The organism is Pseudomonas sp. SYWMCR5, from assembly GCF_057197165.1.
The window spans coordinates 499,493-520,335 of record NZ_JBXUNH010000001.1 but is presented as its reverse complement, the minus strand read 5'-3'; the positions used below and the strand labels follow the sequence as shown (position 1 = coordinate 520,335).

Here is a 20,843-nt window from a genome sequence, read left to right as displayed (position 1 = left end):
CTGAAAATGAAAAGGCCGGACGTTTTGGCGTCCGGCCCTTCTATTTCACGACAGTGCGATGACTGTTTGATGACAGGTCACATTAATCTGCCATCATCTGATCGAGTCGCTTATTTCTTCGCCACCTGCGAGCTCAGGCGCAGGTAGTCGAGCAGGATACGACCGGTTTCGGCCAGGTAGGCATCATCTTCTGGCTTGGCGTCGTCCTTCTCCTCGGGCAGGGCGTCTTCATCGACCTTCTTCAGTTCCTTGAGCGGCTCTTCGCCCTTGGCCTTGCGTCGGGTGTTCTCCAGCGCCAGTTGCTTGGCCTCGATCTCGTCGTGACGGGTGCGACGGTCTTGCTCGTTGAGGCTGACGGTCTTCTCGTTCATCAGTTTCTGCGTCAGCGCCAGGCGGTCGCGGATGTAGGTGAACTCGGCGTCCTTGACGCTGCGCGCCTCATGTTGCGCCTTGAGCTGGGCCAGGAATGGCTTGAACGGATCAGCTGCCGGTTTGACCACCGGGCGGATGGTGTCCCAGGGCATGGCTTCGGGCAGGGCGCTTTCGCCGATTTCCTTGGTGTCGATGATCGACGGGTAGTCGATGTCCGGCAGTACGCCCTGGTGCTGGGTGCTCTGGCCGGAAACACGGTAGAACTTGGCCAGGGTGAGCTTCAGCTCGCCATGGTTCAGTGGCTGGATGGTCTGCACGGTGCCTTTGCCGAACGTCTGGCCACCGATGATCAGGGCGCGATGGTAGTCCTGCATGGCGCCGGCGAAGATCTCCGAGGCCGAGGCCGAGAGGCGGTTGACCAGCAGTGCCAGTGGGCCCTTGTAGAAAGCGCCTGGGTTCTCGTCCTCGAGTACGTCGACGCGGCCGTCGCTGTTGCGCACCAATACCGTCGGGCCTTTCTCGATGAACAGGCTGGTCAGTTCGGTGGCTTCCTGGAGCGAGCCGCCGCCGTTGTTGCGCAGGTCGATGACCACGCCGTCGACTTTTTCCTTCTGCAGTTCGGTGAGCAGTTTCTTCACGTCGCGCGTGGTGCTCTTGTAGTCCGGATCGCCAGCGCGGTAGGCCTTGAAGTCGAGGTAGAAGGCCGGGATCTCGATGATGCCGAGCTTGTAGTCACGACCGTCCTGCTTGAGCTTGAGCACCGACTTCTTCGCCGCCTGCTCCTCGAGCTTGACCGCCTCGCGGGTGATCGAAACGATCTTGGTGGTCTGGTCGTTCGGCGCATTGCTCGCCGGGATGATCTCCAGGCGTACCACCGAGCCTTTGGGGCCACGGATCAGCTTGACCACTTCGTCCAGGCGCCAGCCGACCACGTCGACCATTTCCTTGTTGCCCTGGGCGACACCGATGATCTTGTCGGCAGGGGCGACCTGCTTGGTCTTGGCGGCAGGGCCGGCCGGTACCAGGCGTACGATCTTGACCTGGTCGTTATCGCTCTGCAGCACCGCGCCGATGCCTTCGAGCGACAGGCTCATGTTGATGTCGAAGTTTTCGGCGTTGTCTGGCGACAGGTAGTTGGTGTGCGGATCGTAGGACTGGGCGAAGGTGTTGATGTAGGCCTGGAAGATGTCTTCGGCACGGGTCTGGTCCAGGCGCGCCAGTTGATTCTTGTAGCGCTTGGTGAGGGTTTCCTGGATCTGCTTGGGATCCTTGCCGGCCAGCTTCTGGCGCAGCACTTCGTCCTTGACGCGCTTGCGCCACAGGTCGTCGAGCTCGGCCTCGTTCTTCAGCCACGGAGCGTCCTTGCGGTCGACCAGCAGGTCTTCCTTGACGGTGAAGTCGATCTTGTCGACACCCTTGTTCAGTTCGGCCAGGGCGAAGTCCAGACGCGATTTAACACGGTCCAGGTAGCGCTTGTAGATGGTGAAGCCGGGATCGAGGTTGCCGCTCTTGAGGAAGTCGTCGAACTGCGTCTTCCACTTGTCGAATTCGGCGATATCACTGGCCATGAAATAGCTGCGCGACGGGTCGAGCAGCTTGATGTAGCTGTCATAGATGATGACCGAGCGGGCATCGTCAAGCGGCGGCTTGCTGTAGTGATGGCGCTTGAGCAGCTCCACCACGTTGAGGCTGGCGACGATCTCGTCGCGGTCCGGCTGCAGGCTGTCCCATTTGTTGGCGGCGGCCGCATTGCCACCGAGCGTGAGGCTGCCGAGGCCGACCATGAGGGCGAGGGCGGTGCTGGGAAGGAAATGCTTCATGCTGATTCGACGTGGGGGCAATTGATCACGCATAGTAGGCCGTCTTTTCTGTACGCCGGCTCCATGAAACCGGCTGAATACTGCAAAAAACCCGGGACATGGTGATCCCGGGCTCAGTCATGACTCAACTATGGAGGCACTGTGAAGGCATTGCAAGGCGTTGACGGACATGTAGCCTGGGTCGAAGCCGAACGTCCGGTGTGCGACGCGGGGCAGGTACGCATTCGAGTGGCTGCGGCCGGGTTGAACCGCGCCGACCTGTTGCAGATGAAGGGTTTGTACCCGCCGCCACCCGGCGCCAGCCCTTATATGGGGCTGGAGTGCGCCGGAGTGATCGAGGAGGTGGGTGCGGGGGCAGATTGGCGTGTGGGCGATCGGGTCTGCGCGCTGTTGGCCAGTGGTGCCATGGCCGAGGAAGTGGTCGTGGATGCCCGCCATGTGCTGCCGGTGCCCGAGGGCCTGAGCCTGCACGAGGCAGCCGCGCTGCCCGAGGTGTACGCCACGGCCTGGCTGAATATCTTCCAGCTCGGGGCGGCCAAGGCGGGTGAGAAGGTGCTGGTGCACGCCGGTGCCAGTGGTGTGGGCTCTGCGGCCATCCAGTTGGGCAAGGCGTTTGGTTGCCCGGTATGGGTCAGCGTCGGTTCCCAGGAGCGCCTGGACTACTGCAAGGCACTGGGTGCCGCAGGAGGTGTGGTGCGTAACGAGAACCTCGACGCGCTCAAGGGGTTCGGGCCGTTCGATGTGATCCTCGACCCGGTAGGTGCGAGCTATGGCCCGCTCAACCTGGAGCTGCTGGCCCGCGACGGCCGCTGGGTGATCATCGGCCTGATGAGCGGGCGCAAGTTCGAAGTGGACCTGGCGCTGGTGCTGGGCAAGCGCCTGGAGATCACAGGTTCCACCCTGCGCAATCGTGACGATAGCTTCAAGGCCGAGTTGCTGCGCGACCTGCAGCAGCAGGTGTGGCCGCTGTTCGCCGAAGGGCGGTTGTCGCCACAGTTGGTCGATACCTATCCGGTCGAGTTCGCCCAGGCGGCGTATGCCGAGCTTGAGAGCAACCAGGTGTCCGGCAAGCTGGTGATGGTGATCGACGCTGGCTTGACCTAAGCGGCCCCGGCCTCTTCGCGGGCAAGTCGGGGCGCGAAGAGGCCGGCACAGCGGCGATGGAACTCAGGACCAGCTCAATACAGGCCAGCCATTGGTCTGGGCATGTTCACGCAGCACCGGGTCCGGATTAACGGCAAACGGATGGTCCACTTTCAGTAACAGCGGCAGATCGTTCCGTGAGTCGGAATAGAAGCTCGCGCCTTCGAGGTTTTCCTGTTCCTGGTCCAGCCACTCCAGCAAGCGGGTAATCTTGCCCTCGCGGTAGGTCAGTACGCCGTGGGTCTTGCCGGTGTACACGCCGTTGACCGCCTCCAGTTCGATGGCCAGGTACTCGTCGACCCCCAGGCGTGCAGCGATCGGCCCGACAAGGTGCGTGCCGGAGGCGGAAATGATCAGGATACGGTCGCCCTTCTTGCGGTGTTCGGCGATGCATCGGCAGGCATCGCCATAGATGATCGGCTCGATCACATCCTCCACCCAGGGCTCGACCAGGTGTTCGACTTCCTCCAGCGTGCGCCCGGCGATGGGCTCCAGGCTGAAGGCCATGTAGTCCTCCATCTGCAGGTGGCCCTTGCCGTATGCATCCATCAGTTCCTGGTCGCGACGCAGGAATTCCTTGCCGTCCACCCAGCCCAGCCGGGCCATCTGTTCGCTCCACAGCGACGCGCAGTCACCGTGGATCAGGGTTTCGTCCAGATCGAAAATCGCCAGTGCCATTGCTTGAATCTCCTTAAGCCACTTCCCGTAGCGCGGTGGGATCGATCGACAGCGACACCCGCTGTCCGTCGGCGTACAGATCGGCAGACGAGCGATTGAGCACGTCCACCACCACCTCCACGCCGCGCGCCTCGACCCGGTAGCGGATCACGTTGCCGAGCAGGCTGTGACTGCGGATCTGGCCGTCCAGTTCACCGTCCAGGCCCAGGCTGATGGACTCGGGACGGATCGCCAGGCGTGCGCTGACCGGGCGCTGCAGCAGGCGGCTGGCGCTGTCGGCGTCGAGCAGGTTGTAGTTGCCGATGAAACCGGCGGCGAACAGGTCGACAGGTGCGGTGTAGAGGGTTTCGGCGTCGCCGCTCTGGACGATGCGCCCCTGGTTCATCAGGACGATGCGGTCCGACATGGTCAGCGCCTCTTCCTGGTCGTGGGTGACGAAGATGGTGGTCAGCCCCAGCTCGCGCTGGATCGCGCGGATCTGCTCGCGCAGGTGTTTGCGAATACGCGCATCCAGCGCCGACAGCGGCTCGTCGAGCAGCAGCAGGCGCGGGCGGGTGACCAGCGAACGGGCCAGCGCCACGCGTTGGCACTGTCCGCCCGACAACTGGTGCGGGTAGCGTCCGGCAAAACTGCCCAGCTCCACCATCTCCAGGGCCTCGCGCACACGCGCCTGGCTCTCGTCGGCCTTGACCTTCTGCATGCGCAGGCCAAAGGCGACGTTTTGTTCAACCGTCATGTTGGGGAACAGCGCATAGCTTTGGAACACCATGCCGATCCCGCGCTTCTGCGGGCTGAGTGGCACGATGTCCTGGCCGTCGAGCAGGATGTGGCCACTGTCTACGGGGGTCAGCCCTGCGATGCAGCGCAGCAGGGTGGACTTGCCGCACCCCGAGGGGCCGAGCAGGGTGACGAACTCGCCGCGTTCGATGTTGCAATCGATGTTTTCGAAGACCGGGCTGCCGGCGTAGCTCTTTTGCAGTTTCTGGACACTGACGAAGCTCATCAGGATTTATCCTTGTTCAGGCGGTTGGCGACCCAGGTCAGTACCAGCACGAAGGCGAAATAGGAGATCACCAGTGCGCTGTTGAAGTGGCCGCTGCTGTTGCGCATGTTGTTCAGGTAGACCTGCAGGGTTTCGTAACGGGTGCCGACCAGCAGGTTGGCGAACACGAATTCGCCGAACAGGAAGGAAAACGACAGCAGCAACGCCACCATCAGGCCCTTGCGCAGATTGGGCAGCACCACCAGAAGGGCGGCTTGCCAGGTGCTGGCGCCGAGTAGTTGCGCGGCGTCCATCAGGTCGCGCAGGTTGATCGCCTGCAGGTTGTTGGTGATCGCCCGGTACATGAAGGGCAGGGCGATGGTGAAATAGCAGCCGATCAGGATCCACGGCGTCCCGACCATGGCCATCGGCCCGCTGCCGTACAACTGCAGCAGCCCCACCGAAGACACCACCGGCGGCACCGCGAAGGGCAGCAGGATGAGGATGTTCATCAGCGCGTCGAGCTTGGGGAAGTGGTAATGCACCACGAACAGCAGCGGCAGGATCAGCACCACCGAGAGTACCAAAGCTCCCACGCAGACGATCAGCGACTGGCCGAAGGCGGCGAGAAATCGCGGCTCGCTCCACAGTTGCACGTACCACTTGAGGGTCAGGCCGCTGGGCAGCAGGCTCGCCGACCAACTGGTAGCCAATGAGTAGAGCAGGGTGCCGACCAGGGGCAACAGCAGGATCAGGAACAGCAGGTACACCACGGCGCGGTGATACCAGCCGCCCTTGTGTGATTCAGCGCGCATGGTAGCTCCTTTTCAGCAGCCATTGATGGACCACCGTCACCAGGGTCATCAGCCCCACCAGCACCATGGCCAGCGCGCTGCCCAGGTTCGGGTCGAGGGTGATGTCGCCGGCCACCAGGGCGGCGATACGGATTGGCAGCACGTTGAAGTTGCCGGTGGTCAGGGCATAGACGGTGGCGTAGGCGCCCAGGGCGTTGGCCAGCAGGATGACGAAGGTGCCCAGCAGTGCCGGGGTCAGCACCGGCAGGCCGATGTGCCGCCAGAACTGCCAGTGGCTGGCACCGAGCAGCGCGGCGGATTCGCGCCAGTCTTCGCGCAGGGCGTCGAAGGCCGGGTAGAGCAGCAGCACGCCCAGCGGAATCTGGAAGTAGGTGTAGACGATGATCAGGCCAGTCTTGGAGTAGATACTGAAGTCGCCGAGCAGGCCGATCTCCTTGAGCGCCAGGGTGAGCGCGCCGTTGAAGCCCAGCAGGATGATGAAGGCGAAGGCCAGGGGCACGCCGGCGAAGTTGCTGGTCATGTTGGCGAAGGCACTGACGAAGTCGCGCAGGCGCGAATCGACCTGGCGCAGCGAATAGGCGCCGAGGGTGGCGATGACGATGCCGAACAGGCTCGACCAGAAGCTGATCTCGAGGCTGCGCTCGATGGCCTGCAGGTAGAACTTCGAGGCGAAGATCTTGCTGAAGTTGTCCAGGCCCCAGCCACTTTCGTTTTGCAGGCTGGCGATGGCGACCCAGACCAGCGGGGCGATCTGGAAGATGATGAAGAAAATGGCGAAGGGCAGCAGGCAGAGCAAGGCCAGGTGACGGCTGCGGTGGCTGGAATTCACTTGAGCAACTCCCGGCAGACCGGTTTGTCGTGGGCCGCGCCGAGCAGTTCGCAGATCGTGCCGCACAGCTCGGTCTGCAGGGGCTTGGCGGCGGGGTCGAGGCTGAAGGCATCGCCGAAGACGAACAGCGGCACCTCGCGTTCCTCGGCCAGCAGGCCATTGTGCGAGCGGTCGTTGTTCATGCCGTGGTCGGCGGTGACCAGTACCTGGTAGCCCTCTTCGAGCCACAGTGGCAGGTAGTCGGCCAGCAGGATGTCGGCGCTGCGTGCGGCGTTGCGGTACTGGCTGCTGTCCAGGCCGTGGCGGTGGCCGGCATCGTCGATGTTCATCGGGTGCACCAGCAGGAAGTTCGGTGCATGACGGCGGCGCAGGTACTCGGCGTCGGCCAGCAGGTGCGAATCGGGGTAGTGATCGGCGTAGTAAAACAGCCCGTGCTGGATAGGCAGCTTGGGCGCGTGGGTATGGCGGTCGCGGATCGGATCGAAGGGCGAGCGGTTGTACAGTTCGCTCATCCAGTGGTAGGCCGCAGCTGCAGTGCCCAGCCCGGCTTCGCGGGCGTAGTGGAAGACGCTGCGCTGGTTGGACAGGCGATTGACGTTGTTGTGCACGATACCGCTGTCGATCGGCGCGACGCCGGTGAGAATGCACTCGTACAGCGGGCGTGACAGTGACGGCAGTTCGCATTCCACGCGGTACAGCGCGGCGCGGTCGGCCTCGACGTAGGCGTGCAGGTGGCCCATGGCGTGGTGTGCGACCTGGTGGTTGAGTCCGTCGAGCAGGACCAGGATGACGTTGTGTTGCATGTTGGCTCCGCAGAGGAATAGGTCGGTACCGCGTCGTCCTTTTCGCGGGTAAACCCGCTCCCACAGGTATCGCGCAGGCCTGGAAGCTTGTGCTGCACCTGTGGGAGCGGGTTTACCCGTGAAAGGGCCGTGTCAGGCGCTGGAAAACCCCGCCGTCACTCCATCTCGATGATCACCTGCTCCTGCCACTTCTGCGGCAGGGCCTTGGAGGTCTTCTCCCAGGCGTCGGCGTTCTTGATCGGCTGGGCGGCCTGGTACTGCTCGTTGGGCAGCAGCTTGGCCTGCACATCGGCTGGCAGCTTCAGGTGCTCGGCGCGGATCGGGCGGGCGTGGCCGATGGCCAGGTTGGTCTGGCCGGCGTCGCTGAAGATGTATTCGCGGGCAAGCTTGGCGGCGTTCGGGTGCTTGGCGTATTTGTTGATGATGGTGGTGTAGCCGGAAATCACCGAGCCATCGGACGGGATCAGCACTTCGAAGCGCTTCGGATCGATCTGCTCGCGGTAGCTCAGGCCGTTGAAGTCCCAGACCACGCCGACTTCCACCTCACCTTTCTCGAGGGTCTGGATGGTCGGGTTGGCCAGCGACAGGCGCTTCTGCTGAGCCAGCTTGGTGAACAGTTGCAGGCCCGGCTCGATATTGCTTTCGTCGCCCTTGTAGGCGATGGCGGCGGCCAGTACACCGTTGGCAGCCTGGGCTGCGGTGCCGACGTCACCGATGGCGACCTTGTACTTGCCTTTTTCCAGGTCGTGCCAGGTCTTCGGGCGTTCGTCTTCCTTGACCAGGTCCTTGTTGATGATGAAGGCGATGGTGCCGGTATAGGCCAGCGCCCAGTGACCGTCCTTGTCCTTGGCCCACTCCGGCACTTGGTCCCAAGTGCTCGGCTTGTAGGGCTGGGTCACGCCCTTGTTCACGGCGATCGGGCCGAAGGCGGCGCCGACGTCACCGATGTCGGCACTGGCGTTGTCTTTTTCAGCGTCGAACTTGGCGATTTCCTGGGCCGAGCTCATGTCGGTGTCGCTGTGCTTGAGGCCGTACTTCTTGGCCAGGTCATCCCAGGTGCCTTTCCAGTTGGCCCAGGCATCCGGCATGCCCACGCTGTTGACCGTGCCCTCCTTGCGGGCGGCGTCTTCCAGGGCCTTGAGGTCGGTATCGGCGGCCATGGCCGTGGTGCACAGGGCGATGGCCGAGCCCAGCAGTGACGCCATGAAGAACTTTTTCATCCGAAGCTCCTTTGGTGGGTGCCTTGCAATCGTTGTTATGAACGCTGTTGTGAATGCTGTGGTGCAGACCTTGCCGAGAACCTTTGGTCTAGGTCAGCAAACCTTGAGCCAAGGTAGGCCGGTTGCATGACAGTTTGATGTAGGACAGGCCCGTCAGCGGGGAGGCTTGGGCCCTGAAAGCAAAGCGTAGACTAGAACCCGGCCCTTTATTCACGCGGCTTGGCCCGATTCTGGCAATCGTGGTGCAAGGGCTTTGTCACAGGATCTTCATCAGCCGTGCCTAGGCTTGCTCTATTCTCCAGTTGCCCTGTTATGGGGCTGGACTAGTCCAGATAGGTAACCTTTGATGCAATCGACCCCACCGCGGGCGGTAACAGCCATCTGCCATGCGCTGCAGGAACAGATCGAACATGGCCTACTGGCGCCGGGCGGCAAGCTGCCGGCCGAGCGCAAGCTGAGCGAGGTATTCGACACTACCCGGATCACCTTGCGTGAGGCGCTGGTGCAGCTCGAGGCCCAGGGCCTGATCTACCGCGAAGAGCGCCGCGGCTGGTTCGTCGCCCCCGAACGCCTGACCTACGACCTGATCGAGCGCAGCCACTTCCATGCGATGGTGCGCGACCAGGGGCGGGTTCCGAGCACCGAGCTGCTCTCGGCGCGCTTGCTGCCGGCTTCCGCAGCGATCTGTGCGCGCCTGCGGCTGCCGGCGTTGTCGAGTGTGGTACAGATCTGCCGTTTGCGGCGCATCGATGGGCGCGGTGTGTTGTATGCCGAGCACTACCTCAACCCACGCTATTTCCCGGGGATCCTGGCGCTGGACCTGGCACAGTCGCTGACCGAGATCTATGCCCGCGAATATGGCATCCGCTACGGGCAGGTGTGCTTCGAGATCCTGCCGACTGCGTTGCCGGTGGCGGCGGCCATGGCGCTTAGGGTGTCGGCGGGGAGCCCGGGGTTGCACATTACCCGGGTCAACAGTGACCAGCATGGGCACCTGATCGACTGCGACCTGGAGTATTGGCGGCACGATGCGATTCGTATCCAGGCGCAGGCGGGGTAAGGGGCGCTTTTTGCGGGCTTGCCTGCGAAAGGGCCCTAATTGGCGGAGCCAGACTCAGCCATCGCCCCACCCCCTGCCGTCACCACCTGCACCGACAACCGTGGCGTAGCCAGGTCCAGCCCGGCTTCGTCGAGCTGGCGTTTCAATGCCAGGTTGAAGGCCCGCGACACCTCCCACTGCTTGATCGGCGCGGTCTTGAAGCGTGCGCGCAGGATCGCCGAGCCCGACTCGAAACTCTCGACTCCCTGCAGTTCCAGCGGCGACCAGATGTTGCGGCGCATCAGCGGATCATTGCGCAGCTTCTGTCCCACCTCGCGAATCAGGCTGATCGCCTTGTCGATGCTCATGCTGTGCGGGATGGCGACTCGGAAGATCGCATAGCCGAATTCACGCGAGTAGTTCTTGATGCTCTTGATCTCGCTGAACGGGATGGTGTGGACGATGCCGTCGATGTCGCGCAGGCGCACGGTGCGAATGGTCAGGCCCTCGACTGTGCCCAGGTGGCCGCCGACGTCGACATAGTCGTCGATGGCAAGGCTATCCTCGATGATGATGAACAAGCCGGTGATCAGATCGGCCACCAGCGATTGCGCACCGAAGCCGATAGCCAGGCCGATGACACCGGCACCGGCCAGCAGCGGTGTGACGTTCATGCCCATGTTGGCCAAGGCGACGATCACCGCGATGATGAAAATCGCCACGAACAGTACGTTGCGGATCAGCGGCATCATGGTCTGCGCGCGGGCGTTGGCCAGGCCTCGGCGCGAACGCACCAGTGCGTGGTGCACGGCGGTGTCGGCCAGGATCCACACCAGCCAGGCGGCGATCAGGGTGCCTGCCAGGCCCAGCAGGCGCACGCTGACATCATGGCCGTCGCCCTCGGCAAAACCGATCATCGAAAGCCCCCACACGCGCAGGCCCAGTTCGATGAACAGCAACCAGATGCCTAGGTGCACCAGGGCGTAGCCAAAGTTCTTCAGGCGTTCGGTATACACCGCCTGACGTTTGTTGGCGCGCCGAGGTTTGGCGGCGTGGCGGCGCACCAGGCCGTTGAGCACCATGCACACCACCACCAGCACGGTGCACATCAGTGACTGGCGCAGGGCGGTGCTGGTGTCGCCGGCCGAGACGAAGGTGGCGAACAGCGAGATCGCCACCAGGATCAAGGCCGGGACGAACCAGAAACTGCCAAGCAGCTCGATGGTGTCGCTGAGTGTGCGCCGGGTCAGGCGCCGCGACAGGGGCTGATTGCGGATCAGGTGCGCAATCGGCCGCCTGAAACGCAGGATGAACAGGCCGGTGCACAGGGCCGCCAGCACGTTGGTCACGGTCGCTATCGCATGGGCCAGGTGTGTGCCCAGTGCAGTGGTCAGGCGTGGATCGCTCATCGCTTCACCGAAGGCGGCGAAGCTGCCGATCAGCCATAACGGACGAAACGCCTGGTGCCGCAGGATATGCAGGGCACGGTGGCGATGTGGGCCGTCGAGCAGAGAGAAGGCAATCACGCAGATCGCCGAAAAGCAGGTGCCGACCACCAGCGCATAGGCCAGGACCATGGCCAGGGATTTGCCCAGCGACGGTGGCAGGGCGAAGCTCAGGTACACGGTGAATACCAGCGCCACCAGCCAGGGCCCGAGCTTGCGCAGGGCGAATCGCACCAGATCCCAGGTCCGTGGGTGTTGGGGCAGTTCCTCGGTCAGCCCGAAGCGGATCCGTACCCGATGGCCGATCCAGTTGAAGGCGTAGGCCAACAGGCTCCACACGGCAATGACCGCAGCGAAGCCGAACAGGATCGCTGGCCACTGGTGCACGGGCACGACCAATGCTGCCAGTTCGGTCTGGGCTTGGTCGATTTCCTGCGACCAGCGCACGAAGGGGCTGGCATCGCCGCTGAACTGCTTTTCCAGGTCGTGCATGGCGTTGCCGATCAGCCCCAGTACGCCCTGTTCCACCGTGGGTTGCGACTGTTTGCTGGCATCGCGCAGTTTCTTCAGGTCGGCCAGCAACTTGGCCCGTTGCTGGTCGTTTTCCAGGCTCTTGATCACCTCGTCCAGTGACTTGTCCAGCGGCTCGGTGGCCTGGGGTTGGGCAGGCGCGCTGCTACCCAGCAAGCCGGGCAGGCCAGCGGCTTGCACCGGAGCGATGAACAGGAAAAGCAGCAGGGTCAGGCAACGGAGAAAGGCGGGCACCGGAAAATCTACCTCAGGTCGATCGATTGCCGGAGTGTAGAGGATTTCTCAGGCGAGTTTCTCGAGGATCTTCCAGCACATGATGCCAAAGATGCCGAGGGTGCCGATCCACATCATCAGTACGCCGACATTGCGCTCGCGCAGGCTGAAGCCGATGGTCAGCAGCATCAGGAAAAGGAACACCGGCACGAACAGGGAGAGGAAGGGTGACATGAACAGAATCCTTCTGTTGTCAGGGGCATGCTTGAAGCATAGCGCGTTGAGGGGCGGAGAATTCGCGGGTAAGCCCGCTCCTGCAGGAACGGTGATGCACCTGTGGGAGCGGGTTTACCCGCGAAAAGGCCTATCTGATATCAGGGCAGTTCGCGGCTGCGATAGAACGCCGTCAGCACCTTCACCAGGTGCGCCAGGTCCTGGCTGCCGCACAGCTCGCGGATCGAGTGCATGGCGAAGGTCGGCAGGCCGATGTCGACGGTACGCACGCCCAGGTGGCTGGCGGTGATCGGGCCGATGGTCGAACCACAACCCATGTCGCTACGCACCACGAAGCTCTGTACAGGTACTTCCTCGGCCATGCACAGGTGGCGGAAATAGCCGGCGGTTTCGCTGTTGGTGGCGTAGCGCTGGTTGTTGTTGACCTTGATTACCGGGCCGGAGTTGAGCTTGGGCCCATGATTGCCGTCATGCTTGTCGGCGTAGTTGGGGTGCACGCCGTGGGCGTTGTCGGCCGACACCAGCAACGAGCGCTGGATGGTGCGCACGTATTCGTCGCCATCGGGCAGCAGGCGTTGCAGGGTCTGCTCGAGCATCGGGCCGTCGGCGCCACAGGCCGAGCAGGAGCCGACCTCTTCGTGATCGGTGCATACCAGCACGCAGGTTTCGTCGCTCTCGGCGGCCAGTAGCGCCTGCAGCCCGGCATAGCACGACAGCAGGTTGTCCAGGCGCGCGCCTGCGATGAAGTCGCCATGCAGGCCGATGACCGCAGCGCTCTGGGTGTCGTAGAAACTCAGCTCATAGTCCAGCACCACGTCGGCGATCAGGCCGTGCTCGCGGGCCAGTTGTTCGGTGAGCAGGGCGCGGAAGTCGACGCGCTCATCGCCGGCGACCTGGGCCAGGATAGGCGGCAGCTCGTTCTGCGGGTTGATCGGCCAGCCCTCGTTGGCGGTACGGTTGAGGTGGATGGCCAGGTTGGGAATGATGGCGATCGGCAGCTTGAAGTCGACCAGTTGGCTCTCGACCTTGCCATCGCGGCGGAAGGTGACGCGGCCAGCCAGCGACAGGTCGCGGTCGAACCAGGGGGCGAGCAGGGCACCGCCATAGACTTCGACGCCCAGTTGCAGGAAGCCCTGGCGCTGCAGTTCGGGCTGCGGCTTGACCCGCAGGCACGGGCTGTCGGTGTGCGCGCCGACCATGCGGATTCCGCCGATCAGGGGCGAATGCTTGCCCAGGCGAATGGCGATGATCGAAGAGTCGTTACGGGTGACGTAGTAGCGCCCGCCGGGCACGGTGGCCCAGCTGTCACGCTCGTCCAGACGCTGGTAACCGGCGGCTTCGAGGCGCTTGGCCAGGCTGGCGGTGGCGTGGAAGGGCGTCGGGGAGGCCTTGAGGAAATCGATCAGGCCGGTATTCAGTGCTTCGCGCATAGCTCACTCCAGACAGCAGTGGCGCGAGTTTAGCGTAAATGGTCCAGGATTTGTGCGGGCCTCTTCGCGGGCAAGCCCGCTCCTACGGGCGCCACGCGATCCCTTAGAATGGCGCCGGACACTCGAACTTCAAGCGCTCCCCGGAAACCGGATGAGTAAAGCTCAGCATCGAGGCATGCAGGCATAGCCGCTCATGGGCCGCCAGTGCCTCGGGGTTGGCATACAGGCGGTCGCCCAGCAGCGGGTGCCCGATCGACAGCATGTGCACGCGCAACTGGTGCGAACGGCCGGTGATGGGCGTCAGCTCCACCCGGCAATGCTCGCCGCAGCGCTCCAGTACGCGCCAGAAGGTCAGGGCATGCTTGCCCTGCTCATGGTCGACCACATGGCGTGGCTTGGTGGGCGGGTCGTAGCGCAGCGGCAGGTCGATGCTGCCACTGTCGAGCGTCGGCTGGCCCCAGCACAGTGCGGTATAGGCTTTCTCCGTCTCGCGGTCGTGGAACTGGCGCGACAGCTCGCGGTGACTGTCGGCATCGCGGGCCAGGAGAATGATCCCTGAGGTTTCCCAGTCCAGGCGATGGACGATCAGCGCGTCGGGATAGCCGTTTTCCTGCAGGCGGGTGATCAGGCAGTCCTTGTTGTCCTCGGCACGGCCCGGCACCGACAGCAGCAGGGTCGGCTTGTTGATCACCAGGATGGCGGCGTCTTCGAAGAGGATCTGGATGTTCGACAGCGGCATGTTCAGCGGTTCTCTGTAAAGCACTGTGGGAGCGGGCTTGCCCGCGAAGAAGCCCGGTAAAAGTGCCAGGGTGATGGCGCCTGTACCGGGCTTTTCGCGGGCAAGCCCGCTCCCACAGGGGATCGCGGTGTGGCAGGGGATCCTGTCAGCGATCCGGCAAGGTGATGTTCAGTTCCAGAATCGAGCAGCTGCCCTGGTTTTCCAGCTCGATATGCACGTCATCGTTGCCGATGTTCACATACTTGCGGATCACTTCGAGCAGTTCTTTCTGCAGCGCCGGCAGGTAGTCCGGTTCGCTGCGCTGGCCGCGCTCATGCGCCACGATGATCTGTAGACGCTCTTTCGCTACCGACGCACTGGTCTGTTTCTGTCTGCCACGAAAGAAGTCAAAAAGGTTCATGGTTTATTTGCCTCCAAACAGGCGCGCGAAGAATCCTTGCTTCGGCACTTCGATGAAGCGCAGAGGCTTCTCTTTACCCAGCAGGCGGTCGACGGTATCGCTGTAGGCCTGGCCGGCGTCGCTCTGGTCGTCGAGGATGACCGGGATACCCTGGTTGGATGCCTTGAGGACCGCTTGCGACTCGGGAATGACGCCCTTGAGCTTGATCGCGAGGATCTCTTCGACGTCGGCGATGCTGAGCATTTCGCCCTTTTCCACGCGCTCGGGGTGGTAGCGGGTGATCAGCAGGTGTTCCTTGATCGGCTCTTCGCCGTTTTCGGAGCGGCGCGACTTGCTCGACAGAATGCCCAGCATGCGGTCGGAGTCACGAACCGAGGAGACTTCCGGGTTGGTCACGACGATGGCTTCGTCGGCGAAGTACATCGCCAGGTGCGCGCCTTTCTCGATACCGGCCGGGGAGTCGCAGATGACGTAGTCGAACTGCTCCTTGAGCTCCATCAGGACCTTTTCGACGCCTTCCTGGGTCAGGGCGTCCTTGTCGCGGGTCTGGCTGGCGGCCAGCACGAACAGGTTCTCAAGGCGCTTGTCCTTGATCAGGGCCTGCTGCAGGTTGGCTTCGCCGTTGACCACGTTGACGAAGTCGTACACCACGCGGCGTTCGCAGCCCATGATCAGGTCGAGGTTACGCAGGCCGACGTCGAAGTCGACGATCACAGTCTTGTGCCCGCGCAATGCGAGGCCGGTACCGATGGCGGCGCTGGTGGTGGTCTTGCCCACACCCCCCTTGCCGGAAGTAACCACGAGAATCTTGGCCAAGGTGTTTCACCCCTAAATAAACGGGACCCGAAGTCCCAGCAAATGCAAAAAAGGCAACGGTGGAAAAGTTGCTCTTAAAATGGCGGCAGTATCCGTTAAAGACGGGTGATGTTCAACACGTCGCCGACCAGGCTCACCTGCACGCCCGAACCCCACAGCGGGTCGCGGCGCAGGTCTTCGCAGACCTTGTACTGACCGGCGATGGAGACCATCTCGGCAGTCATCTGCTGACAGAAGATCCTGGCCCGGGTGTTGCCCTTGATACCGGCCAGTGCGCGGCCACGCATGGCGCCGTACACATGGATATTGCCATCGGCGAGAAGTTCCGCACCCGGGCTCACCGAGGCGGTCACCACCAGATCGCCGCCCTGAGCATAGATCTGCTGGCCGCCACGTACAGGACTGGTGATGATGCGGGTCGGGCGAACCTCGGGTTCGGCGGCCACAGCGGGTGCCGGAGCGGGCTCGACTTTCTTCACTTCCGGCTCAGGTTCCAGCGGGCGTTCGCGGGCGCCGGAGGGCGGCAGGACCGGCAGGTCGATGGCGATCGCTGCGGCGATGTCCTCGATCCTGCTGGCGCGGATCGCCAGGGTGCGCAGGCCATGGTGACGGCAGATGCGCATCAGCCCTGGCAGGTCGATGGCGCCTTCGTCGGGCGGCAGCTTGTCCAGGGCCAGCACCAGCGGTGTGTTGCTGAAGAAATTGGGGGCCTGCGCCACTTTCGCCGCCAGTTGGCGGTCGAGGGCTTCGAGGTCGTTGCGCGCCAGCTCCAGCACAGTGATGGCGAGCATGCTGCCCTTGAGCTGGAACACGGTGGCGGAGTCGGGTGTCTGGTTGAGGCTCATGGTCTGCATAGACGACTTGTTGCGAAAAAAGTGCCCTGACTTATAACGATAAGACCGATTGGCCGCAACCTGCGGCCAAAGGTTGTAGAATGCCAGGCCTTTGTCTTACCGGAAGCTTCAATGGATCGTCCGCGTTTTCGTCCCTACTTCCTCCATCCGCGTTTCTGGGGCCTGTGGCTCGGCCTGGGCCTGCTGTGGCTGGTCGTGCAGTTGCCTTACCGAGCCTTGCTGCGGCTCGGCAGCGCCCTGGGCGCCGTGATGTATCGCCTGGCCGGCGAGCGTCGGCGTATTGCCGCGCGCAATCTGGAGCTGTGTTTCCCGGCACTGTCCGGCGACGAACGGCAGCGCCTGCTGAAGGAAAACTTCGCCTCCACCGGCATCGCCTTCTTTGAAATGGCCATGAGCTGGTGGTGGCCCAAAGCCAGGCTTGCCCGCCTGGCGCATATCGAAGGTCTGGAGCACCTGCAGGCAGCCCAGCGTGACGGCCAGGGCGCCATCCTCATGGCGGTGCATTTCACCACGCTGGAGATCGGCGCGGCCCTGCTTGGGCAGGAGCACACCATCGATGGCATGTACCGCGAGCATGGCAACCCGGTGTTCGACTTCATCCAGCGGCGCGGTCGCGAGCGGCACAATCTCGACTCCCTGGCGGTGGAACGCGAGGACGTGCGAGGCATGCTCAAGCTGCTGCGCGGCGGGCGGGCGATCTGGTACGCCCCGGACCAGGACTACGGCACCAAGCAGAGCCTGTTCGTGCCGCTGTTCGGCATTCCCGCCGCGACGGTGACTGCGACCACCAAGTTCGCCCGGCTGGGCAAGGCGAGGGTGATTCCGTTCACCCAGAAACGCCTGGAAGATGGCAGCGGCTATCGTCTGGTGGTGCATGCGCCACTCGAGGACTTCCCGGGGGAGAGCGAGGAGGCCGACTGTCTGCGCATCAACCAGTGGGTCGAGAGTGTGCTGCGCGAGTGCCCCGAGCAGTACCTGTGGGCGCACCGGCGCTTCAAGTCTCGGCCCGAAGGGGCGCCGCGGCTGTACGACAAGAAGAAGCGCTGATCCGGGGTAATGGCTGCAGGCCCTTTCGCGCCCCGCCTTGCCCGCGAAGGGGCCGATCCTGACAAAACCGACAAACCAGGAAGGAACCGATGGCCCCACCCCCGACTACTGGCCTGATCCTCTCCGGCGGCGGCGCCCGCGCTGCCTACCAGGTCGGCGTGCTCGCCGGCATCGCCGAGCTGCTGCCAGCTGGCGCGCCCAACCCCTTCCCGGTCATCGTCGGCACCTCCGCCGGGGCCATCAACGCCGTGACCCTGGCCAGCGGTGCCACCCGCTTTGGCGATTCGGTGCAGCGCCTGACCCGCTTCTGGCAGAACTTTCGCAGCCACCTTGTGCTGCGCAGCGACTGGCCCGGGGTTGTGCGTCAGGCCAGCCGTTTCGTCAGCCATAGCCTGCTGGGTCTGGGTCGGCAGATGCCGGTGGCGCTGCTCGACAGCAGCCCGTTGCGAGCGCTGCTCAAGGCGCATCTGGACCTGGACGGCATCCACCATGCCCTGGCCAGCGAGCAACTGCGCGCGGTGGCCGTAACCGCCTTTGGCTACGAGTCCGGCCAGGCGGTGACCTTCTATCAAGGCGGCGAAGCGATCGAGCCCTGGCTGCGGCACCGGCGTATCGGTGTGCCCACCGCGCTGAGCGTCGAGCACCTGCTGGCCAGCTCGGCCATCCCGTTGCTGTTCGCCCCGGTGCGCCTGGGTGACGAGTACTTCGGTGACGGCGCGGTGCGTCAGTCTGCGCCGATCAGCCCGGCGTTGCACCTGGGTGCCAGCCGCGTACTTGTGGTGGGGGTCAGCGGTAACCCGCAGCGCCCCGCGCCGCCGATGCACAGTGCGCGGGTGTTCAGCGGGCAGCAGCCGAGCCTGGCGCAGATTGGTGGGCACATGCTCAACAGTACCTTCATCGACAGCCTCGAGGACGATATCGAGTTGTTGCAGCGCCTGAATCACCTGAGCCACCTGATGCCTGCACATCTGGACGCCCGCCGTCTGGGCCTGGCGCCGATCGAAGTCCTGGTGGTGGCGCCCAGCCAGCCGCTGGACGAGATCGCGGCACGTCATCGGCGCGAGTTGCCAGCGGCGTTGCGCCTGTTCCTGCGCGGGCCCGGAGCGACCAGGACCAGCGGGGCCGGTGTACTCAGCTACCTGTTGTTCGAGGCGAGCTACTGCAGTGAGCTGATCGAACTGGGGCGCAGCGATGCCCTGGCCAAGCGCCGGGAGTTGCAGCAGTTTCTAGGATTGGTGGGCTGAGGCCGCAGGGCGGCCCCGCCGCACTCACTCTGAAATCTGCAACTTGCGCGCCTGGGTATAGACGTAGCGCACCTTCTCGTACTCGAACGGCGAGTTGGTCTGGCCATAGCGGAAATTGGTGGTGTAGCGCCGGTCGATCGCGCGCAGCAGGAAGATTTCCGGGTGGTCGGTACTGACCTCGGCGACGTTGAGGAAATTCGCCTCGCGCTCGCCCACGTAGTCCACCACCAGGCCCGTGGTGTCGCGCAGGTTCGAGGGACCGAGGATCGGCAGCATGATGTACGGGCCTTCCGGAACGCCATAGAAGCCCAGGGTCTGGCCGAAATCCTCGCTCTGGCGTGGCAGCCCCATCTTGGTCGCCGGATCCCACAACCCACCCACGCCGATCAGGGTGTTGAACATCAGGCGCGCAGTGATCTCCGCCGAGCGTTTGACCTTGAGCTGCAACACACTGTTGAACAGGTTGGGCACATCCCCCAGGTTGTTGAAGAAGTTGCTCACCCCGGTGCGCACGAAGTGCGGGGTGATGTAGCGGTAGCCATCGACCGCCGGCAGGAACACCCATTGGTCGAAGCGATAGTTGAAGTGGTAGATGCGCCGGTTCATCGATTCCAGCGGGTCGTAGACGTTCAACGCGGCCAGGGTGGAGCGTTCGAACTCGCGCTGGTCGAGGCCTGGGTTGAATTTCAGCTCGCGCAGCGGGTCGAGGAAACCGTCCGACTCCACGCTCGGCGTGTCGACCACATCGGCTTCGATCACGCTGGTACGCGGTGCGGTTTCTGCTGCCAGGGCACTGGTGCTGACGAGCAGGGCGAGGGCAAGTACGAGTCTTTCAGCCACGGAAGAACTCCAGCATGGCGTCGGCATTGACGCGGTAGTTGAGGTTGCCGCAATGGCCGCCGTGTGGATAAAGGGTCAGCCGGTCGCCAAACACCTTGCGCAGGAAACCGATGTCGCCGGGGCCGAGGATCACGTCGTCGGCGTTGTGCATCACGGCGATCTTCGGGCTGTCGCGCAGGTAGTCGGCCAAGGCGTACAGGCTGACCTGGTCGATCAGTTGCAGCAGGCTGTTGCCATCGGTGCGCGCACGCCACATGGGGATCACCTGCTCGGTCAGGTAGCAGTCGAAGTCGCATTGCAGGGCACGTTTGAAGAACGGCGTGAGGCTGCTGCCTTCGGTGATCGGAAACTTCGGCGGGATGATCAGGCCGCGGCGGTTGATCAGGTCGGAGGTGAAGGCGATGTCGGCTGCCGAGAAGCGGAACGAGGTGCCGATCAGCATGGCCATCTGTTCGTTGGACAGGTGCTGGCGTGATTTCTGGAAGTCGTAGAGCAGGGCGTCATTGAGGTCGATGTAGCCCTTGTCCTGGAAGTAGCGAGTGAGTTTTTCCAGCATCAGTTCGTAGAACGTGGTGCTGCGGTCGATGCCCTTGACCTGGGTCTGCACCAGTTTGTCGAGGTTGTTGATCGAGGTGTACAGGTTCACCGGCGGGTTGAGCAGCAGCACGCGCTTGAAGTTGAAGCTGCGCCGGGTTTCGTCCAGGTGGCTGACGAACGCGGCATCCAGGGCGCCGAGGCTGTAGCCGGTGAGGTAGAACTCGCTGACCGGCAGGCGCGGGTGCTGGGCGCGTACGGCTTGCATGACCCGATACAGGTCTTCGGCATCCTCGCGGCTTACGCCCGGTGTGGCGAAGCGTGAGGCGGCGCTCATGAAGTCCCAGCTGGTGGGAGAAGACAGCTGCACCACGTGGTAGCCCGCCTGGTAGAACAGTTTTTTCAGGTATTCGGCGATGGTGCTGCTGTAGGGCGCGCCGGTGCCTGCGATGATGAACACCAGGGGCGCTTCGTGGTCCTGGCGTGCCAGGCGGTAGCGGAGTTTTTTCACCGGCCAGAAGTTGTCCGGCAGGGTGAATTCGCGCTCCGGGCGCAGGTTCAGGCTGTAGTCGGACTGGTTGATATCGTCGTCGCTGGGCAGCGTCGGGCGCTGGTCGGGCGGCGTAGTGGCAATGGTCGCCTCGAACGGATTGGTCAAGGGATAGCCATAGGTGGCGGGGTCTATGTCCCGCGCGGAAGCGGCCGCAGCCAGAAACAGGCCGCACAGCAGGCCGACGAGGCGCAACGGTCGAAGCATGGAGAGTCCCCCGGGAGAACGGCAAGGCAATGTGGAGCTAGGACCATCGCGCCCAAGG

The 20,843-nt window shown here is 63.5% G+C and carries 20 protein-coding genes; 4 read left to right on the top strand and 16 right to left on the bottom strand.

From position 1 onward, the window contains the following. Nucleotides 1–110: 110 nt before the first annotated feature. Nucleotides 111–2,192 (bottom strand): carboxy terminal-processing peptidase, encoded by a 2,082-nt coding sequence (locus AC2CGW_RS02345; protein ID WP_186667070.1) that lies wholly within the window; start codon nt 2,190–2,192, stop codon nt 111–113. A gap of 141 nt (nt 2,193–2,333) precedes the next feature. Between AC2CGW_RS02345 and AC2CGW_RS02340 the strand changes: the two genes are divergently transcribed. Then, entirely contained in the window at nt 2,334–3,296 is a 963-nt protein-coding gene (locus tag AC2CGW_RS02340; RefSeq protein ID WP_288377374.1) for an NAD(P)H-quinone oxidoreductase, read from the top strand. A 63-nt stretch (nt 3,297–3,359) separates the two neighbouring features. Here the strand turns inward: AC2CGW_RS02340 and AC2CGW_RS02335 are convergent, their stop codons facing one another. The 6 genes from AC2CGW_RS02335 to AC2CGW_RS02310 form a co-directional block, all read right to left on the bottom strand. Further along, nucleotides 3,360–4,013 (bottom strand): HAD family hydrolase, encoded by a 654-nt coding sequence (locus AC2CGW_RS02335; RefSeq protein WP_186667062.1) that lies wholly within the window; start codon nt 4,011–4,013, stop codon nt 3,360–3,362. A 13-nt stretch (nt 4,014–4,026) separates the two neighbouring features. Further along, entirely contained in the window at nt 4,027–5,016 is a 990-nt protein-coding gene (locus AC2CGW_RS02330) for an ABC transporter ATP-binding protein (RefSeq protein ID WP_186667060.1), read from the bottom strand. Beyond that, nucleotides 5,016–5,810 (bottom strand): ABC transporter permease, encoded by a 795-nt coding sequence (locus tag AC2CGW_RS02325; protein WP_186667058.1) that lies wholly within the window; start codon nt 5,808–5,810, stop codon nt 5,016–5,018. Before AC2CGW_RS02325 ends, AC2CGW_RS02330 begins: the two co-directional genes overlap by 1 nt. Then, complete coding sequence (locus AC2CGW_RS02320) at nt 5,800–6,639, bottom strand: ABC transporter permease (RefSeq protein WP_186667057.1); 840 nt, start codon at nt 6,637–6,639, stop codon at nt 5,800–5,802. Before AC2CGW_RS02320 ends, AC2CGW_RS02325 begins: the two co-directional genes overlap by 11 nt. Continuing rightward, entirely contained in the window at nt 6,636–7,442 is an 807-nt protein-coding gene (locus AC2CGW_RS02315; protein WP_125931639.1) for an alkaline phosphatase family protein, read from the bottom strand. The genes AC2CGW_RS02320 and AC2CGW_RS02315 overlap by 4 nt, the downstream gene beginning before the upstream one ends. Nucleotides 7,443–7,597: 155 nt before the next feature. Beyond that, entirely contained in the window at nt 7,598–8,662 is a 1,065-nt protein-coding gene (locus tag AC2CGW_RS02310) for an ABC transporter substrate-binding protein (RefSeq protein WP_186667053.1), read from the bottom strand. Between the two features lie 346 nt (nt 8,663–9,008). On the opposite strand from AC2CGW_RS02310, the gene AC2CGW_RS02305 reads away from it, so the two are divergent. Further along, a complete protein-coding gene (locus AC2CGW_RS02305; RefSeq protein WP_186667051.1) occupies nt 9,009–9,722 on the top strand; it encodes a UTRA domain-containing protein in 714 nt (237 codons plus the stop codon). 35 nt (nt 9,723–9,757) lie between these two features. Here the strand turns inward: AC2CGW_RS02305 and AC2CGW_RS02300 are convergent, their stop codons facing one another. The 7 genes from AC2CGW_RS02300 to minC all read right to left on the bottom strand — a co-directional run bounded on the left by AC2CGW_RS02300 (nt 9,758) and on the right by minC (nt 16,363). Beyond that, nucleotides 9,758–11,911: a mechanosensitive ion channel family protein gene (locus AC2CGW_RS02300; protein ID WP_186667050.1), complete on the bottom strand. Its 2,154-nt coding sequence runs from the start codon at nt 11,909–11,911 to the stop codon at nt 9,758–9,760. Between the two features lie 48 nt (nt 11,912–11,959). Continuing rightward, nucleotides 11,960–12,124 carry a hypothetical protein gene (locus AC2CGW_RS02295; protein WP_186667048.1) on the bottom strand — a complete coding sequence of 55 codons (165 nt, stop codon included), beginning with the start codon at nt 12,122–12,124 and terminating at the stop codon, nt 11,960–11,962. A gap of 140 nt (nt 12,125–12,264) precedes the next feature. After that, entirely contained in the window at nt 12,265–13,554 is a 1,290-nt protein-coding gene (locus AC2CGW_RS02290; RefSeq protein WP_054895571.1) for a M18 family aminopeptidase, read from the bottom strand. A 103-nt stretch (nt 13,555–13,657) separates the two neighbouring features. Continuing rightward, the gene (locus tag AC2CGW_RS02285) at nt 13,658–14,293 is read right to left on the bottom strand and encodes an RluA family pseudouridine synthase (RefSeq protein WP_186667046.1); all 636 of its coding nucleotides are present in this window, start codon (nt 14,291–14,293) and stop codon (nt 13,658–13,660) included. Nucleotides 14,294–14,438: 145 nt separating this feature from the next. After that, nucleotides 14,439–14,693, bottom strand: a complete 255-nt coding sequence (gene minE, locus AC2CGW_RS02280) for a cell division topological specificity factor MinE (protein WP_003252572.1) — start codon at nt 14,691–14,693, stop codon at nt 14,439–14,441. A gap of 3 nt (nt 14,694–14,696) precedes the next feature. Further along, entirely contained in the window at nt 14,697–15,509 is an 813-nt protein-coding gene (gene minD, locus AC2CGW_RS02275) for a septum site-determining protein MinD (RefSeq protein WP_054893840.1), read from the bottom strand. Between the two features lie 95 nt (nt 15,510–15,604). Further along, nucleotides 15,605–16,363 carry a septum site-determining protein MinC gene (gene minC / locus AC2CGW_RS02270; RefSeq protein WP_186667044.1) on the bottom strand — a complete coding sequence of 253 codons (759 nt, stop codon included), beginning with the start codon at nt 16,361–16,363 and terminating at the stop codon, nt 15,605–15,607. 111 nt (nt 16,364–16,474) lie between these two features. Here minC and AC2CGW_RS02265 point away from each other — a divergent pair, with 111 nt between their 5' ends. Then, the gene (locus tag AC2CGW_RS02265) at nt 16,475–17,410 is read left to right on the top strand and encodes a lipid A biosynthesis lauroyl acyltransferase (protein ID WP_186667042.1); all 936 of its coding nucleotides are present in this window, start codon (nt 16,475–16,477) and stop codon (nt 17,408–17,410) included. Between the two features lie 89 nt (nt 17,411–17,499). Beyond that, nucleotides 17,500–18,654 (top strand): patatin-like phospholipase family protein, encoded by a 1,155-nt coding sequence (locus AC2CGW_RS02260; protein WP_186710173.1) that lies wholly within the window; start codon nt 17,500–17,502, stop codon nt 18,652–18,654. Between the two features lie 24 nt (nt 18,655–18,678). Here the strand turns inward: AC2CGW_RS02260 and AC2CGW_RS02255 are convergent, their stop codons facing one another. Together AC2CGW_RS02255 and AC2CGW_RS02250 are read right to left on the bottom strand one after the other, a co-directional pair. Then, nucleotides 18,679–19,521, bottom strand: coding sequence for an MlaA family lipoprotein (locus AC2CGW_RS02255; protein WP_484573457.1), 843 nt, complete (start codon nt 19,519–19,521; stop codon nt 18,679–18,681). Beyond that, nucleotides 19,487–20,785 (bottom strand): alpha/beta fold hydrolase family protein, encoded by a 1,299-nt coding sequence (locus AC2CGW_RS02250; RefSeq protein WP_186710170.1) that lies wholly within the window; start codon nt 20,783–20,785, stop codon nt 19,487–19,489. Before AC2CGW_RS02250 ends, AC2CGW_RS02255 begins: the two co-directional genes overlap by 35 nt. Nucleotides 20,786–20,843 lie beyond the last annotated feature (58 nt).